The sequence below is a fragment of the Dyella ginsengisoli genome (assembly GCF_044904665.1).
Classification (GTDB): Bacteria; Pseudomonadota; Gammaproteobacteria; order Xanthomonadales; family Rhodanobacteraceae; genus Dyella_A; species Dyella_A ginsengisoli.
The window spans coordinates 468445-485383 of sequence record NZ_JADIKM010000002.1 but is presented as its reverse complement, the minus strand read 5'-3'; the positions used below and the strand labels follow the sequence as shown (position 1 = coordinate 485383).

Annotated in this window: 10 protein-coding genes; 2 read left to right on the top strand and 8 right to left on the bottom strand. The window is 67.7% G+C overall.

Annotated elements, in window-relative coordinates; translation table 11 throughout:
- The first annotated feature begins 13 nt into the window (after window positions 1–13).
- Window positions 14–2488, top strand: coding sequence for an acyl-CoA dehydrogenase (locus tag ISP17_RS09095; protein ID WP_404632289.1), 2475 nt, complete (start codon window positions 14–16; stop codon window positions 2486–2488).
- A 64-nt stretch (window positions 2489–2552) separates the two neighbouring features.
- The gene (locus ISP17_RS09090; RefSeq protein ID WP_404632287.1) at window positions 2553–3026 is read left to right on the top strand and encodes a hotdog fold domain-containing protein; all 474 of its coding nucleotides are present in this window, start codon (window positions 2553–2555) and stop codon (window positions 3024–3026) included.
- A 4-nt stretch (window positions 3027–3030) separates the two neighbouring features.
- Here the strand turns inward: ISP17_RS09090 and ISP17_RS09085 are convergent, their stop codons facing one another.
- From ISP17_RS09085 to ISP17_RS09050, 8 genes are all read right to left on the bottom strand, one after another.
- Window positions 3031–4026, bottom strand: coding sequence for a diguanylate cyclase domain-containing protein (locus tag ISP17_RS09085; protein ID WP_404632285.1), 996 nt, complete (start codon window positions 4024–4026; stop codon window positions 3031–3033).
- A gap of 5 nt (window positions 4027–4031) precedes the next feature.
- Window positions 4032–4604: a chemotaxis protein CheB gene (locus tag ISP17_RS09080; RefSeq protein ID WP_404632283.1), complete on the bottom strand. Its 573-nt coding sequence runs from the start codon at window positions 4602–4604 to the stop codon at window positions 4032–4034.
- Complete coding sequence (locus tag ISP17_RS09075) at window positions 4601–5461, bottom strand: CheR family methyltransferase (protein WP_404632281.1); 861 nt, start codon at window positions 5459–5461, stop codon at window positions 4601–4603. The genes ISP17_RS09080 and ISP17_RS09075 overlap by 4 nt, the downstream gene beginning before the upstream one ends.
- Window positions 5462–5465: 4 nt before the next feature.
- Window positions 5466–9125, bottom strand: coding sequence for a response regulator (locus ISP17_RS09070; RefSeq protein ID WP_404632279.1), 3660 nt, complete (start codon window positions 9123–9125; stop codon window positions 5466–5468).
- A gap of 155 nt (window positions 9126–9280) precedes the next feature.
- On the bottom strand, window positions 9281–10882 hold the full coding sequence (locus ISP17_RS09065; RefSeq protein ID WP_404632277.1) for a peptide chain release factor 3: 1602 nt from the start codon (window positions 10880–10882) through the stop codon (window positions 9281–9283).
- 553 nt (window positions 10883–11435) lie between these two features.
- Window positions 11436–12254, bottom strand: coding sequence for a hypothetical protein (locus tag ISP17_RS09060; RefSeq protein WP_404632275.1), 819 nt, complete (start codon window positions 12252–12254; stop codon window positions 11436–11438).
- A gap of 154 nt (window positions 12255–12408) precedes the next feature.
- Window positions 12409–13818, bottom strand: a complete 1410-nt coding sequence (locus ISP17_RS09055) for a M20/M25/M40 family metallo-hydrolase (RefSeq protein ID WP_404632273.1) — start codon at window positions 13816–13818, stop codon at window positions 12409–12411.
- Between the two features lie 110 nt (window positions 13819–13928).
- Complete coding sequence (locus tag ISP17_RS09050) at window positions 13929–16808, bottom strand: TonB-dependent receptor (protein WP_404632271.1); 2880 nt, start codon at window positions 16806–16808, stop codon at window positions 13929–13931.
- Window positions 16809–16939 lie beyond the last annotated feature (131 nt).

The window sequence follows — 16939 nt, the reverse complement described above, 5'->3', positions numbered from 1 at the left end:
CGAGGGTGTCGAGATGTCCGTGATACTGACCCTGCTGGCGGCGCTGATCGCCTCCGGCGCCTGCGCCTACCATCGCACCGGCCTGCGCACGTGGGCGATCGCCACCGGTGTCACCACCCTGGTAGTCGGCCTGCTGGCCGGCGCGCCCGTCACCATGGTGATCCTGCTGATCATCGAGGCGGCGATCGCCGTGCCGCTGCTGATGCCGGCGTTCCGGCGCCGCCAGATCAGCGCGCCGCTCCTGAAGATCTTCGCCAAGGTCACGCCCAAGCTTTCGGATACCGAACAGACTGCGCTGGAAGCGGGCACGGTCGGTTTCGAGGGTGAGCTGTTTTCCGGCAAGCCGGACTGGCACCAGTTGCTCAGCCAGCCCAAGCCCGAGCTGAGCGTGGAGGAGCAGGCCTTCCTCGACGGCCCGGTCGAGGAGCTGTGCAGCATGATCGACGACTGGCAGATCACCCACGAGCTGGCCGACCTGCCGCCGCCGGTGTGGGAGTTCATCAAGAAGAACAAATTCTTCGGCATGATCATTCCCAAGCAGTACGGCGGCCTGCAGTTCTCCGCGCTGGCGCATTCGGCGGTGCTGCAGAAGCTGGCGACGATGTCGGCCACGGTAGCCTCCACCGTGGCGGTGCCCAACTCGCTCGGCCCGGCCGAGCTGCTGCTGCATTACGGCAGCGAGGAGCAGAAGAACCACTACCTGCCGCGCTTGGCCGTCGGCGAGGAGATTCCGTGCTTCGCGCTGACCGGTCCGTATGCCGGCTCGGACGCCACCTCGCTCACCGACTACGGCATCGTCTGCAAGCAGGTGGTCGACGGGGTCGAGACGCTGGGCGTGAAGCTCACCTTCGACAAGCGCTACATCACGCTGGCGCCCGTCGCCACGGTCGTCGGCCTAGCCTTCCGCATGTACGACCCGGAGCACCTGCTCGGCGACAAGGAGGATCTCGGCATCACGCTCGCGCTGCTGCCGCGCTCCACGCCGGGGCTGGAAATCGGTCGTCGCCACTTCCCGCTGAACATCCCGTTCCAGAACGGCCCGGTGCACGGCAAGAACGTGTTCGCGCCGCTCACCACGCTGATCGGCGGCCCGCACATGGCCGGCCACGGCTGGCGCATGCTGGTGGAATGCCTGTCGGTCGGTCGCGCGATCTCGCTGCCGTCCAACGCCACCGGCGGCGTGCGCATGGCGGTGGCCGCCACTGGTGCCTACGCCCGCATGCGCAAGCAGTTCGGCCTGTCGATCGCCCGCTTCGAGGGTGTCGAGGAAGCGCTGGCGCGTATCGGTGGCCTGACCTACGCGACTGCCGCGCTGTCGCGTGCCACGGCTGCGGCGGTGGATCGTGGCGAGAAGCCGGCAGTGCCCTCGGCGATCGCCAAGTACCACGCCACCGAGTGGGGTCGCATCATTGCCGGCGACTGCATGGACGTGCACGGCGGCAAGGGCGTGCAGCTGGGTCCGAAGAACTACGCCGGTCGCGCCTGGCAGGGCGTGCCGATCGCGATCACGGTGGAAGGCGCGAACATCATGACGCGCAGCCTGATGATCTTCGGCCAGGGCGCGATCCGCTGCCACCCGTACGTGCTGAAGGAAATGCAGTCGCTGTCGATTCCCGACTACGGCGATCGCCTCAAGGCGTTCGACCGCGCGCTGTTCGGCCACATCGGCTTCGGCTTCTCCAATGCGGTGCGCGCCTTCACGCTGGGCATCACCGGTTCGGCCATCGGCGACGCCGCGGGCGATGCCTACACGCGCCGCTACTACCGCAAGCTCAACCGCTACTCGGCGGCGCTGGCGCTGTGCGCGGACGTGTTCATGGGCGTGCTTGGCGGCAAGCTGAAGTTCAAGGAAAAGCTCTCCGCGCGACTGGGCGACGTGCTCAGCTACCTCTACATCGCCAGCGCCATGCTCAAGCGCTACGAGGACACCGGCCGCCCCGAGGCGGATCGTCCGCTGCTGGCCTGGGCCTTCCACGAGTGCGTGTGGCGCATGCAGATGGCGCTGGACGGCGCGATCCGCAACTTCCCGGTGCGCCCGGTGGGCTGGCTGCTGCGCGTGCTGGTGTTTCCGTTCGGCCGTCGCGAAGTGCCGCCGTCCGATCGACTGGGCCGTCGCGTCGCGGCGCTGATCACGGCGCCGGGCGAGGCGCGCGATCGCCTCACCGAGTGGACGTATCTCACTCCCACGGCCAACAACACGGTGGGCCGCATGTGCGCGCTGCTGCCGGAGGTGATCGCGGCCGAGCCGGTGGAGCGCAAGTTCCAGAAGGCGCAGAAGTCCGGCCAGTTCGTCTCGCACGGGTACGACGCGCAGCTGCTGGAAGCGGTGAAGGCCGGCGCCATCACCGAGAGCGAGGCGGCGTTGCTCAAGCGCGTGCGCGATGCCAGCTTCGAGTTCATCTCGGTCGACGACTTCGATCCGAAGGAACTGCGCGCCGCCGTGGTGCGCGGCGAACCGGTCGCCAAGGGTCTGGCCGACGCGGCCTGAGCGTTGCCATCGCAGTGATCGAACAGCGGCCATCCGGCCGCTGTTCGTTTATCCGGAGATCGTCATGTCCTCCAACGTGCTTGCGCTGTACCGCCGGATCACCCGCTGGCCGCTCGGCCACTGGTTGTTTTCGCGGGCGGTGTGCCTGAAGGCGCCATATTTCGCCACCATCGCGCCGCGCTTCGTGGCGCTGGAGCCCGGCCGCTGCGAACTGCGCATCCGCGACCATCGGCGCGTGCACAATCACCTTGGCACCGTGCACGCGATCGCGCTGTGCAACATGGCCGAGCTGAGCGCAGGCGTGATGACAGACGTCACCGTGGCGCCCGGCATGCGCTGGATTCCCAAGGGCATGCAGGTGTCTTACCTGAAGAAGGCCGTGGGTACCCTGCATGCCGTGGCCAGCAGCATCGCACCGGCGCCGCAGGCTGCAAGCGGTTACGAGTGGCCGGTGGCCGTGCGCATCGTCGATGCGGGCGGCGAAGCGGTGTTCGAGGCCACCGTACAGATGTGGGTATCGCCGCGTACGCGCCCCTGAGGCTTCAGTGCGGCGCGTGCCCCAGCACGCAACGGTTCTTGCCGGCCGCCTTGGCCTGGTAGAGCGCGCGGTCGGCCACCTGGATCAGCTGCTCGTCGCTCTGGCTGTCGCCGGCACGCAGAGCGATGCCGATGCTCGCGCTCACGTTCGCCACGACATCGCCGTCGCGTCCGCGCAGCGGATAAGGCTGCGCCAGCAGGCTGCCGATCTGGCGGCAGCGGTCGAGCAGCATGCCGTCGTTGCCGATGTCCTCCAGGATCAGCGCGAACTCGTCGCCGCCAAGGCGGGCGACGGTGTCGTTCTGGCGCACCTCGGCGGCGAGGCGCGCAGCGATCGCCTGCAGCAGCGCGTCGCCGGTCGGATGGCCGCAGCTGTCGTTCACCGCCTTGAAGCCGTCGATGTCCAGCAGCGCCAGCGCGAAGCGCCTGTCGCTGGAGCGGGCGCCGCGCATCGCGGCGTTCAGCCGCTCGTGGAACAGCGCCCGGTTGGGCAGTCCGGTGAGCACGTCGTGAGTGGCCTGATGGCGCACCAGCGCCTCGGCGCGCTGGCGCTCGGCCACCTCGACCTGCAGCTGGCGGTTGCGCTCGGACAGCTCGGCCAGCGTCGCCTGCAGCTCCATCCGCGCGTTGTACAGCTCCAGGAACACGCGCACCTTCGACTGCAGGATCACGTCGTTGATCGGCTTGGCGATGTAGTCGACGGCGCCGGAGCGATAGCCTTTGAGCTTGTTGAGGTCGTCGGCATAGGCGGCGGTGACGAAGATGATCGGGGTGTCGCGCATCTCCTCCGTCTCGCCCAGCAGCGCCGCTACCTCGAAGCCGTCCATGTCGGGCATGTTCACGTCGAGCAGGATCAGTGCGAACTCGTGATCCAGGCACAGCGCCAGCGCCTCGTTGCCGTTGTGCGCCTCGTGCAGCTCGGCGCCGCAGTGGGCGAGCAGGCGGCGCATGGCCACCAGGTTGGCGTAGGTGTCGTCGACCACCAGGATTTTCGGCTGCATCGTGTTCACGCAAGGCAAAGGCGGTTGAGCAGCGCGGGGATCGCGTCCAGCGCCAGACAGTGATCGGCTCCGGCGCGATCCAGCGCCGCCTGCGGCATCCGCGCCGCCTCGGCCGTGGCCGGATCCTGCACGACCGCCGTGGCTCCGCGCTCGCGCATCCGGCGCAGTCCCTCGGCACCGTCGGCATTCGCTCCGGTGAGCACCACGCCGATCGCGTGTGGTCCGTAGACCTCGGCGGCGCAGTCGAACAGCACGTCGATCGAAGGGCGGGCGAAGCTCACCGGCGGATCGACGCTGAGCGCGAAATGGCGATCGCGTTCCAGCAGTAGATGATAGCCGCCCGGCGCCACGTGCACCGTACCGCCGAGGATGGGCGCGCGCTCGCGCGCGGCGGTCACCGGCAGGCTGCAGTGCGTGCCCAGCAGCTGGGCGAACAAGGCAGCATCGCTGTCGGCGCCGATGTGGCAGCACACGATCACAGCCGCGGGCAGCCGCGCATCGAGTCCGGCCAGCAGCCGCTGCAGCGCGCTGAAGCCGCCGGCGGAGCCGCCGATCACGATGGCCTGCACGGCGCTCATGCGCCGGTGGTCGACCCGCCGCGCGCGCGGCGATACAGCCGCAGCGCCGGATCCACCGGCATGAAGTCCGCCGCGACGGGCGCGAAGTCCAGGTTCTCGCGCATGCCCAGGCAGAGGAAGCCGTCGCGTACCAGGCTGTCGCGGAACAGGCCCAGCGTGCGGTTCTGCAGCGCATTGGAAAAATAGATCAGCACGTTGCGGCACAGCACCAGGTGCGCCTCGCAGAACACCCCGTCGGCCACCAGGTTGTGCTGGGCGAAGGTGACGTTGCGGCGCAGCCGGTCGTCGAGCTTGATGAACTGGTAGCGCGCGCTGGTGTAGTCGGTGAGCGAGTGCAGGCCGCCGGCGGCCTGGTAGTTGCGCGACCACTGCGGCGCTTCGCTGGCCGCATAGATGCCCTCGCGCGCGTGCTCCAGCGCCTGCTCGTTGAAGTCGGTGGCGTAGATCTGGCAGCGGTCGTACAGGCCGGCTTCCTCCAGCAGGATCGCCAGCGAGTACACCTCCTGCCCGTGCGCGCAGCCGGCCTGCCAGATGTTGATGCGCGGGTAGGAAGCGAGCACCGGCAGTACGCGGTCGCGCAGCGCGCGGAACACCGGCGGGTCGCGGAACATGTCCGACACCGGCACCGACAGGCCCTGCAGCACCTGCGGCAGGAAGTCCGGCTCATGCAGCAGCCGGCCGGTGAGCGCGCTCACCGTGTCGGTACGGTGGTCGCGCACCAGCTGGCGCACGCGGCGCGCCAGCGAGGCCGGCGCGTAGCCGGCGAAGTCGTAGCCGTAGCGCTCGCGCAGGGCCTGCACGAACAGGCTCAGTTCGATGCGTTCGATGTCGTCGGCGGGGGCAGGGGTGTCGGCCATGGGGTCAGTCGTGCAGCCAGACGTGCAGCATCGAGGCGAGTCGGTCGATGTCGATGGGTTTGGAGAGGTAGTCGCTGGCGCCGGCGTCCAGGCATTTCTCGCGATCGCCGCGCATCGCCTTGGCGGTGAGCGCGATGATCGGCAGGTTCGAGAACGCCTGCTGGGCGCGAATCGCGCGCATGGTGTCGTAGCCGTCCATGCCCGGCATCATGATGTCCATCAGCACCAGCTCCAGCGCCGGGTCGTCTTCCAGCGCCTTGAGCGCCTTGTAGCCGTCCTGCGCCATCGTCACCGCCAGGCCCCAGCCGCGCAGCACCTTGGACAGCGCGAACAGGTTGCGCATGTCGTCGTCCACCAGCAGCACCTTGCGGCCCTTCAGTTCGCCACCCCTGTCCGACTCGCGCAGGGTGCGCCTGGGCGCGTGGCGGATCGAGTGCAGGAACAGGCTCACTTCGTCGAGCAGCCGCTCGGGCGAGCGCACACCCTTGACCACGATGGCGTCGGTGTACTGGCGCAGCTTGAGGTTCTCCTCGCGGCTGAGGTCGCGTCCGGAATAGATCACCACCGGCGGCACGCCGCCCTCGGAGCCGGCCAGCTGCTCGAGCAGTTCCAGTCCGGACATGCCGGGCAGGCCCAGGTCCAGCACGATGCAGTCGAAGCGGGTGTCGCGGGTGAGGGCGAATGCCTCCTCCGCCGAGCCGGCTTCGGCGATCTGCACGTTGTCGCCGCGCAGCATGCTGCGCACGGCGGCGCGCGAGGAGGCGTCGTCGTCCACGATCAGCAGCTGGCGCGTGGCGCCTTCGGCAAAGTGCAGCAGGCGGTCGAACGCGGCGGTGATCGCCTCGCGGCTCACCGGCTTGGTGAGAAAGCCCACCGCGCCCAGCTCGCGCCCGCGCGAGGCCTCGTCGGTGGCCGAGATGAAGTGCACCGGGATCTGCCGCGTGGCCTCGTCGGCCTTCAGTCGCTCGATCACGCTCCAGCCGTCCATGCCGGGCAGGCTGACGTCGAGCAGGATGCCGGTGGGGCGATGCTGGCGCGCCAGCTGCAGGCCCGATTCGCCGTCGCCGGCGGCCAGCACGCGGTGGCCCTTGCGTCGGATCATCTCGGCCAGGATGCGCGCGAACGAGGCGTCGTCCTCGATCACCAGGATCACGGTGTCGCCCGCGACGATCGCATCGCGGTCGTCCGGGATGCTTCTGGGCAGCAGCCCGGGGCTGGCCGCCGTCGATGCCTCGCGCGGCGTGGCGACGGGTCGCGCCGAGGCGTCGTGGTCGACCGTCGCTCCGGTGGTCGTCGGTGCATGGATCGCCTCGGGCAGCCACAGCGTGAAGGTGCTGCCGTCGCCGGCCACGCTGGCGAGGGTGAGGTCGCCGCCCAGCAGCTCGGCCATGCGCCGCGAGATCGCCAGGCCCAGGCCGGTGCCGCCGTATTGCCGGCTGGTGCCGGCGTCCACCTGCTCGAACGCGGCGAACACGCGGTGCAGCTTGTCCGCGGGAATGCCGATGCCGCTGTCGCGCACGGCAATGGCGATCGCCGACTGGCCGCGCAGCGCCTCGGGCACCGCGCCCGGATCGGCCGGCCGTCCGATCGCCACGCTCACGCCGCCCCTGGCGGTGAACTTGAACGCATTGCTGAGCAGGTTGTTGATCACCTGTTCCAGCCGCGCGCCGTCGGTGTGGATCGCCGGCGGCAGGTCGGGCGCCAGCGTGATGTCGAACGACAGCCCGCGCTGCTGCGCCACGTGGTTGAAGGTGCGCTTGAGGATCTGCTCCAGCTTGGTCAGCGGCAGCGCGTCGACCATCAGCTCCATCTTGCCGGCCTCGATCTTGGACAGGTCGAGGATGTCGTTGATCAGCCGCAGCAGGTTGGAGCCGGCGTCGTGGATGATGCGTGCCGATTCGACCTGCTCCTCGTCGAGGTTGCCGCTCTCGTTGTCGGCCAGGCTGCGCGACAGGATCAACAGGCTGTTCAGCGGCGTGCGCAGCTCGTGCGACATGTTGGCGAGGAAGTCGCTCTTGTACTGGCTGGCGCGCGCCAGCTCGTCGGCCTTCAGCTCGGTGTCGCGCTGCAGGTCCTCCAGCACTTCGCGCTGGCGGTTGAGGTGTTCGGTTTTCTCGCGCAGCTCCTCGTTGCTGGCCTGCAGCTCCTCGGCCTGCACGCGCAGCTCCTCCTCCGAGGCAGTGAGCCGCTGCGACTGCTCCTCCAGCTCCACGGTCTTGGCCTGCAGCGCCTCGTTGGTATCGCGCAGGGTCTGCTGCTGGCGGCGCAGCGCCTCTTCGGAGGCGCGCAGCTCGTCGGCCTGCTCCTGCGTCTGCTCCAGCAGGTCCTGCGTGCTGATGGCGCGGTTGAGGTTTTCCAGCGTGAGCGCCACCAGCGGCAGCGCCTCGTCCAGCAGCTGGGTCTGCAGCGCATCGAGCGGCGCGAAGCTGGCCAGCTCCAGTACGCCGACCAGGGTGTGGTGCGCCATCACCGGGCGGATCACCACGTGGCGGGGCGATGCCGCGCCGGTGGCCGAATCGATCTGCACGTAGTCGTCCGGCACCTGGTCCACCACGATCGCGCGCCGCTCCAGCGCGCACTGGCCGGCCAGCCCCTCGCCCGGCACGAAGCGGTCGCTGGGCCGCGCGGCCAGGCGCAGGCCGTAGCTGCCGAGCAGGTCGAGCCGCTGGCGGCCCTCGTCGAAGGCGTAGAACATCGCCACGCCCGCGCCCATCAGCGGCGCCAGCTCGCTGGTGACCTGCGCGCCGAAAGCGCGATGGTCATTCACTTCCTGCAGCCGCTGCGACAGCTCGGCCAGCTGCGTCTTGAGCCGGGTCTGCGCGGCGGTGTCGATCGCCATCTGCTTGAACACGTGCAGCGCGTTGGCGATCTGGCCGATCTCGTCGCGACGGTCCACCTGCCGCACTTCGATGGTGTGGTCGTGGTTGGCCAGTCGCGTCATCAGGTCGGTCATGCGGCGCAGCGGGCGGGTCACCATGCGCGCGGTGATGCTGAGCGTGGCCAGGCCCAGCAAGAGGCTCAGCAAAGCCGAGCCGATCTCGATGACCCGGGTGGTCGTCAACACGTTCTGCAGGGCCTGCTCGCGCTGCGCCAGCAGCTGCCGTTCGGTGTCGGCCATCTGGTCGATCAGGTCGGTCAGCTCGTCCATCCGGATCGTGCGGTGGCTCATGTAGTCGTCCTGCGCCTGCACGCGCGCCAGCGCACGCTCGGACGGATCGCGGGACTTCAGCTTGTCGAGCGGATGCAGCACCCAGGTGTCGATCTGGCTCTGCCAGCTCTGCATCAGGGTCTGCAGACGGTCCAGACGGCCCTGCTGCAGCGCGTTGTCGGCGGTCAGCCGGCGCAGGTCGGCGAGGCTTTGGGTGGCATCCCGGTTGCCGTCGAGGTGCATTTGCAGTTCGACGGGCGCGCCGTTGATCAGGTAGCCGCGGGCGCCGATCTGACTCGCCTGCAGGTCCTGCCGGGTTTCGTCGAGCTTGAGCATCACGGCGTAGCTGTGCGCGGCCCACGCCCGCGTGGTCTCCTGCCGGCGCAGCGAATAGAGCCCGGCCAGGTTGGCGATCAAGAACAGGGCCAGCATCAGCGAGATGGCGAGCAGCATCTTGCGCTGGATCGGCTGGTGGGCCAGCCACGAGTAGCGGCGGGTTTGCGCGGGTGCGGTCATGACGGTCCGGGAGGTCGCCGGGCGCCGTGAGGGGAGCCCTGCCGTCGCCCGTCCGGACGATCCGGCGGGTCGGTGGCGATGCCCAGAGTAGCGGTGGCCCGCCTGCCGCGGTAGGCGGGGCGGCCGGCGGCGGCGCGCTGCGCCGCCGCCGGCGATCAGAGCTCGACCGAGGCCGCGTGCTCGCGCGTGGCGGAGAAGCGCACCTGCGGCGAACGCTCCTGCGCCAGCTGCAGGTTGACCCGCGTCGGCGCGATGTAGACCAGCTCGCCGGCGGCATCGAGCGCCAGGTTCATCGCGTTCTTCTCGCGGAACTCGGCCAGCTTCTTCTCATCGTCGCAGTGCACCCAGCGCGCGGTGGCCACGCTCACCGGCTCGAACGTCGCGTCGACGTTGTATTCGTCCTTCAGCCGGTAGGCCACCACGTCGAACTGCAGCACGCCGACCGCGCCCAGGATCAGGTCGTTGGACATCAGCGGGCGGAAGAACTGCGTGGCGCCTTCCTCGGACAGCTGCGCCAGGCCCTTCTGCAGCGCCTTCATCTTCAGCGGATCGCGCAGCCGCGCGCGGCGGAACAGCTCCGGCGCAAAGTTGGGGATGCCGGTGAAGCTCACCGGCTCGCCCTCGGTGAAGGTGTCGCCGATGGTGATGGTGCCGTGGTTGTGCAGCCCGATCACGTCACCGGGGTAGGCGGTTTCCACGATCTCGCGGTCGGAGGCCATGAAGGTCAGCGCGTTGGCGATGCGCACTTCCTTGCCGGTGCGCGTCTGCAGCATCTTCATGCCGGCGGTGTAGGTGCCCGAGCACACGCGCATGAACGCCACGCGGTCGCGATGCGCCGGGTCCATGTTCGCCTGGATCTTGAACACGAAACCGGTGAGCTTCTCTTCCTCCGGGTCGATGGTGCGCGTGAGCGTGCCGCGCGGGCGCGGCGAGGGCGCGTGCTCCACGAAGAAATCCAGCAGCAGCTGCACGCCGAAGTTGTTCACCGCCGAGCCGAAGAACACCGGCGTCAGCTTGCCCGCCAGGTAGTCGCCCAGATCGAACGACGGCGCGGCGCCCTGCACCAGCTCCAGCTCCTCGCGCAGCTCGGCCAGCGCCTCGACGCCCACGGCTGCTTCCAGGCCCGGCGCATCGAGGCCCTTGAAGATGGTCGAGTCCTGCCGGGTGAAGTTCTTGCCCGGCTCGAACACGTGCACTTCGTCCAGCACCAGGTGGTACACGCCCTTCAGGCGCTTGCCCATGCCGATCGGCCAGGTCACCGGGGCGCAGGCGATGCCCAGCACCGACTCCACCTCGTCCATCAGCTCGATCGGCGAGCGGCCTTCGCGGTCGAGCTTGTTGATGAAGGTCATGATCGGCGTGTCGCGCAGGCGGCACACCTCCATCAGCTTGATCGTGCGCTCCTCCACGCCCTTGGCGCAGTCGATCACCATCAGCGCCGAGTCCACCGCGGTGAGCACGCGGTAGGTGTCTTCGGAGAAGTCCGCGTGGCCCGGGGTGTCGAGCAGGTTGACGATCTTGCCCTCGTACGGGAACTGCATCACCGACGAGGTCACCGAGATGCCGCGCTCCTTCTCCAGCGCCATCCAGTCGGAGGTGGCGTGGCGCGCCGCCTTGCGCCCCTTCACCGAGCCGGCCATCTGGATCGCGCCGCCGAACAGCAGCAGCTTCTCGGTCAGCGTGGTCTTGCCCGCGTCAGGGTGGCTGACGATGGCGAAGGTACGGCGGCGGCGGGTTTCGTCGAGGTGCGTGGACATGGGGAGCGGGTCGGCTTGAGCGCGAACCGGTAATTGTAGCTTGGATGGGTAGTTGGGCCCCATGCCGCCACCTCTCCCTCAGCGCGCTGAGCTCCCTCTCCCCTGGCAGCGCCGGGGGAGAGGGCTGGGGTGAGGGGGCGCTCTTATGCAGTTTGCTGTGTGTGCGCAGAGCGAAGAGCGGAAGAGCCTTCGTGCCCCTTCGGCCCCCGAGTCACTTTCTCTTTGCGTGGCCAAAGAGAAAGTAACCAAAGAGAAAGGCCACCCCGCTTGGCGCTTGCCGGGCATCCATGCCCGGCAAGTCCGTGAGCCGGGGCCGGGCTTTTCGACAGCACATCCCTGTGCTTGCGAAAAGGAATCGGCATCCTGCCGATTCCCCCTTCGGGGCCTGTCGACCCCGCCTCACCGCCGCACAGGGGCCCCGGGTAGAGCGGCGCGCTATCCTGGCGCGCACCTGGTGCGCCCGGATGGCGCGCTCGCGGAAAAATCAATTGCCAGAGCTCATGTTGGGACCGCCATTTTTCCGGGTGTGTGAATGGCAGTTCGGTAGGGCCTGTCACTCAGCGACTACGTAATTCACCGGAAACCGGGTCTCGTGCTCGGGGAAAAGATCACAAAGGAAGAAAATGCGTCGGTACTTATCGAAGAATTCCCGGTTTTTGTCGGCCAGAAGTTGGGCGAACTGCTCCGGCCGAACGGGTGGGCCAACGTAATCATCCGGGGGATTTGCCGCCATTTTTCGTCCGCGCTCCAATCGAGCTTCTGGCGTCTCTTGTGTTGCTTGGTATTGATCCCAGACATGCTGGAAAAACCACTGCGCTGGGCGATAGACGAACGTATCTGGCGATGTGGCACGCATGTCGTCCACCGCCAGCCGTGCGCTTCGTGTGCGTAGCAGCGTCTCGTAAAGCGCAAGGTAGGCACTCATCAATTCAGACGGTAAGACAGAGCGAATTGGTCCGATGAGCCCGTGAAGTGGCGCACGATCCGTGGGGCCAAGCGTGTTGGTAATGGCGCTGCCATTACATGCGGCAACAACTACAAGCAGGTTCATGCCCGTTGCGACATTAAGCGCCGTCAGTGGCTCTTTAATGTCGGCCCACGTAGCGAACGATTTATCCGCAAATTCCAAGCCATCGTTGTTTCCGTGGCATTCAATGTGGAGTACCGGAATATCTCCCGCAGCCGATGCCGCGGCAGCCAACTCGGAAAGTAATGCGAGAAGCTGTCCGCGGCTCTCCAGACGGTGGTACAGGACTTCCGGTGCAGGCGCGAACAACCGCGCACGCAGACAAACGTCCTGATGCAGCTCACGTGCAGTGTTTCTTTCGCCCGTGGGAATTGAATCGACAACGAGAATTTGATTGAAACGCATAATGCTTGCCTGTGGCCTCAATCACTCTTTACAGTCGTGCGGTGTCTGTTAGTGTCGCAAATGGCCGATAAAACGATCCCCAAACAGCTTGAAAGGCCAGGAAATCGTTTCCGGGCTGCCGATTAATTTCGACCGATAGTGAACGTGCTACCGCTTATTTCGTCAGCTGCATCAACACCCGGTGCCAGAACTCCAGCCCCGCGCCCACTTCAGAGGCGGGCAGCTTTTCGTTGAGGCCGTGGGCGAAGGTGTCGTCGGGTTTGGTGAAGGCGGCATCGACGCCGTAGCTGGGTACGCCGGCGTTGCGGAAGTACATGCTGTCGGAGGCGCCGGCGGACATGCCGGGGGCGATCTCCACGCCCGGGAAGCGCGCGTGCACGGTGTCGGTGACGGCGGCGATCACGTCCGGGCGCAGCGGTGAGGCGGGGCTTTCCACGGGCGGGGGCGGCAGCACGGTGATGCTGGCGCTGGGGTCGTCGATCACCTTGGTTAGGGTGTCACGCACGCTGGCCACCGAGGTGCCGGGGAAGATGCGGCAGTTGACGTTGACGCTGGCGCTCTGCGGCAGGGCGTTGAGCGCGTGGCCGCCGTCGAGCATGGTCGCCACGCAGGTGGTGCGGATCTGCCCGACGTAGGCCGGATCGGCGGAGATGGTGGCGGCTGCGGCAGCGTCGTCCGGATGGGCGGCGTAACGCGTCATCGCTTCGCCCAGCGGGCCGGGCGTGTGGGCGCCGGTGGCGTGCAGCGAGGCGCGGGTGATGTCGTTGATCATCGGCGGGAAGGCGTAGCCGCCCACGCGGTCGATCACCTTGGCCAGGCGGTAGATGGCGTTGTCCGCGGTCGGTTCGCTGGAGTGGCCGCCGGGCGAGGTGAGGGTGATGCGGAAGTCCGCATAGGTCTTTTCGGCGGCCTGGATCTGGTAGACCACCGGCTTGCCGCTGGCCGGGTCCAGCGTGCCGCCGCCGGCGTCGGCGTTGAGCAGGAATTCGGCGTCGTGGTAGCGCTTGGCCAGCTCGCGGGTGGTGGCCATGTCGGTTTCTTCGTCGCCCGACAGCAGCAGCACGATGTCGCGGCTCGGCGTGAAGCCTTCACGCTTGAGGCGGATCAGGGTCTCCACCAGCACTACCGCGGCGGTCTTCATGTCCGCCGTGCCGCGGCCGTAGAGGTAGCCGTTTTCCTGGATCAGGGTGAACGGATCGCGCGTCCAGTCGGCACGTTTCGCGGCCACCACGTCCATATGGCCGGACAGGTAGATCGGCTTGCCGTGCCCGGTGCCGCGGTAGCGGACGGCCATGGCGGCGGTCTCGCCGACCGGGATGATCTGGATGTCGTCTGCGGCGAAGCCGCCTTCCTTGAACTTGTCGGCGAAGTAGGCCGCCAGGGCAGGCACCTGGTGGTTGCCCTTCACGGTGGGCACGCTGATCGCGTGGCGCAGCATGGCCATCGCCTCGCCCAGTTCACGGGTCTGCATCGGCACGTGCGGCGGCGCGGCCGTCGCGGTGGTGGTCGTCAGGCCGAGCGCGAGCACAGCGGCCAGGGGCCGCAAGGCGAATGCTGCTTTCATCCGGTAGTTCTCCCCGAGGTGCGTGATTGCACATTCCGGAGTATGCGCGGGCGCGCGGGCGCTTGCACCGGATGGCCACGGCCCGGGCGCTGCCCGGGCCGTGGCATGGTTCAGAGCTTGTAGTTCACCCCGAACATCACGGTGCGTCCCCAGGTGTCGTACTCCAGCGGACGCGCCACCTGCACGCCGTCGGGCAGGCCGGCGATCTGCTGGGTGGTATCGGGCGTGTTGGTGAGGTTGTTCACCTGCAGCAGGATCGACAGGCCGTTCCAGCGCCCTTCGTCGAAGGCATAGCCGAGCTGCAGGTCGGTCTGCTTGTTGGCCAGCACCTTGGTGTAGCCGAGCTGGTCGAACAGCGCCACCGCCTCGCCGGTGAACGAGGAGCGATAGCGCTCGGCGATGCGCGCGGAGAAGCCGTGCTTCTCGTAGTACAGCGCCAGGTTCGCCACCTTGTGCGACAGCCCGGGCAGGGTGCGCGGCCCACCGGGGATGGACGAGATCGAGCTCTTGGGAATGTAGCTGTTGGTCAGCGAGTAGTTCGCCTGTATTCCGAAGCCGTCCAGCGCATCCATCAGCAGGCCGCCTTCCAGCGCGCCGGACAGCTCCAGGCCCTGCATCTTGCCGCCGGTGCCGTTCTCGGGCCGGGTGAACGAGCCGATATTGCTGGTGGGCGTGAGCGTGGGGTTGTCGTTGGTGTAGTGGGAGAAGTCGTAGTCGAGCGTGGTTTGCCTGTAGATGTAGTTCAGCAGGTTCTTGTTGAACACGGCCACGGCGACGTAACTGGACGTGCCGAAGTAGTTTTCCCACGAGAGGTCGGTGCCCACCGCGATGTACGGCTTGAGCTTGGGGTTGCCGCCGCTGCCCGACCACAGCACCTGGCCGGCGGCCGGTCCGTTCGTCACTTCGGACACGCCGGCGGAGGTGGCGACCTTCTCGTCGTCGATGCGCCCGCGCGCCATGGTCTTGGCCAGGCCGAAGCGCAGGTACTGGCGATCGGTGAGCTGGGCCACCAGGTTCAGGCTGGGCAGCACCTCGTTGTACTTCGCGCCGTCGGCGATGCGGCCCACCAGGGTGTCGCCGTTGGTCTGCAGCGCCTGCGACGACTGGTCGGTGCGCACGAACTGCACGCCCACGTTGCCGCGCAGTGGCACGTCGCCCAGATGGCTGTCGATGGTGAACTTGGCGTAGGCCACCGGCACCTTCTCGCGCACGGTGTAGTTGCGGTTGTAGTCGGCCAGGCCGTTGCGGGCAGTGAGGTAGAACTGGCTGGAGAGGGCGTCGAGCACGTCGTAATAGACGATGCCGGGAATGCCGCCGTAGCCGAGCGAGGTGGGCGAGCCGAGCAGGCTGGCGCCGATCGGCGTGCCGAAGTCGTGGTTGTAGGTGCCGTTGGCCGAGCCGTTGCCGTTGAGCCAGGCGAAATAGACGTCCGCGGACTTCACCTTGGTGCGCTCGGAGTAGTCCGCGCCGAGCGTGAAGTCGGAGAAGATCCAGCCGGCCGGATGCGTCGCCTCCAGCCGGACCGCCTTGATCGTGTCCTTCTGGCGGTCGAACTCCTCGCGGCCGTTGTAGCCGTAGTTGTCCGGGTCGGTGAACACCACGTTGGCCGGGTTGGACAGATCCACGCCGGGGCGGAAGTCGGGATAGCCGTTGCCCACCGGCGTGTTGAAGTCGACGCTGGTGGTGCCGCCGTTGGGCAGGCCGGTGAACAGGTAGGCGTCGCGCAGCTTCTTCTTCGCGGTGGAGTAGGACAGGTCGGCCGTGCCCTGCCAGCCGTTGCCGAAGTCGTACTGGTTGTTCCAGCCCACCGAGAACAGCTTGTCGTGCTCGCGGTTGAACTCGTTCTGCATGATCGGCTTGATGCCGTCGATGGTGCCGGAGGTGACCAGCGGATACGGCTGGTACGGCGTGACGCCGACGTTGCTGTAGGAGATGCCGTCCCACGGGCTGCTCGACCACTGCAGGCCGTTGGTGAACTGGCGCTGGTTGAAGGTGGAGAAGTACATGTCCAGCGTGGAGTGGTAGTGCTCGCCGGGCGCCCACTCGACCACCGCCATCAGGCCGTTGCGCTTCTGCCGCTCGGACTTGGCGCGCAGCTGCATGCCTTCCTGCGAGATCACGCCGTCGGGCATGCCCGGCGTGTGCGGGGCGCCCCAGTTCTGCTCGGCGCTGCCCGGACCGTTGTCCACGCTCCACCACCACGCCTGGTACTGCTTTTCCTGGATCGGCGAATCGAGCTGGGCGAAGCCCACGGCGACGCCGAGGGTGTGGTTAAAGAACTGGTCGATGTACGAGAAGCTGGCGCGGTGCCCCATGTCGCCCACACCGGAGCCGGGGTTGAGCTTGCCGTTGCTGGTGTGCTCGCCGCGCAGGTTGAGCACGACGGCGCGATGGGGCAGGTCAAGCGGGCGGATCGTGTGCAGGTCGACCGTGCCGGACAGGCCCTGGCCGATCAGGCTGGCGTCCGGCGTCTTGTAGACCGCTGCGCTGCTGATCAGCTCGGAGGGGTACTGGTCGTACTCCACGCCGCGGTTCTCGCCGATGGTGGCCTGCTCGCGCCCGTTGAGCGTGGTGCCGGCAAAGTCCGGCGACAGGCCGCGGATCGAGATCACGTTGGCGCGGCCGTCCAGCCGCTGCGTGGCCAGGCCGGGCAGGCGGGCCAGGCTCTCGGCGATGCTGGCGTCGGGCAACTTGCCGATGTCCTCGGCCGAGATCGCCTCGATGATGTCATCGGAGTTCTGCTTGGCCTTGATCGAACTCTCGATGCTGCCGCGGATGCCGGTGACCACCACCGTCTGCAGCGTGGTGGCGGCGGGCTTGGCGGATTTCTTCGCGGGCGTCGACGGATTCGCGGTGGTGCTCTGGTCGGCCTGTTGTGCGGTGGGCGTCGATGGCGTGTCCTGCGCCTGCACCACGCCGGCCGCGAGCAATCCGAGCAGCGCCGCCTGGCAAGCCTGTGCGAGTCGTCGCCGGCGAGGTTGTGGGCGCATTGCATCTGCGGTGTCGGGTGAGTGGCCGATGTGCATGTGAATCTCCCTGTCAGTCGACGAACGGATGGTTGCGGCGATCCCTGCATCACCGGTGGGCGCGGAGCATCGGCGAGCGCACGCAGCGTTGTCAC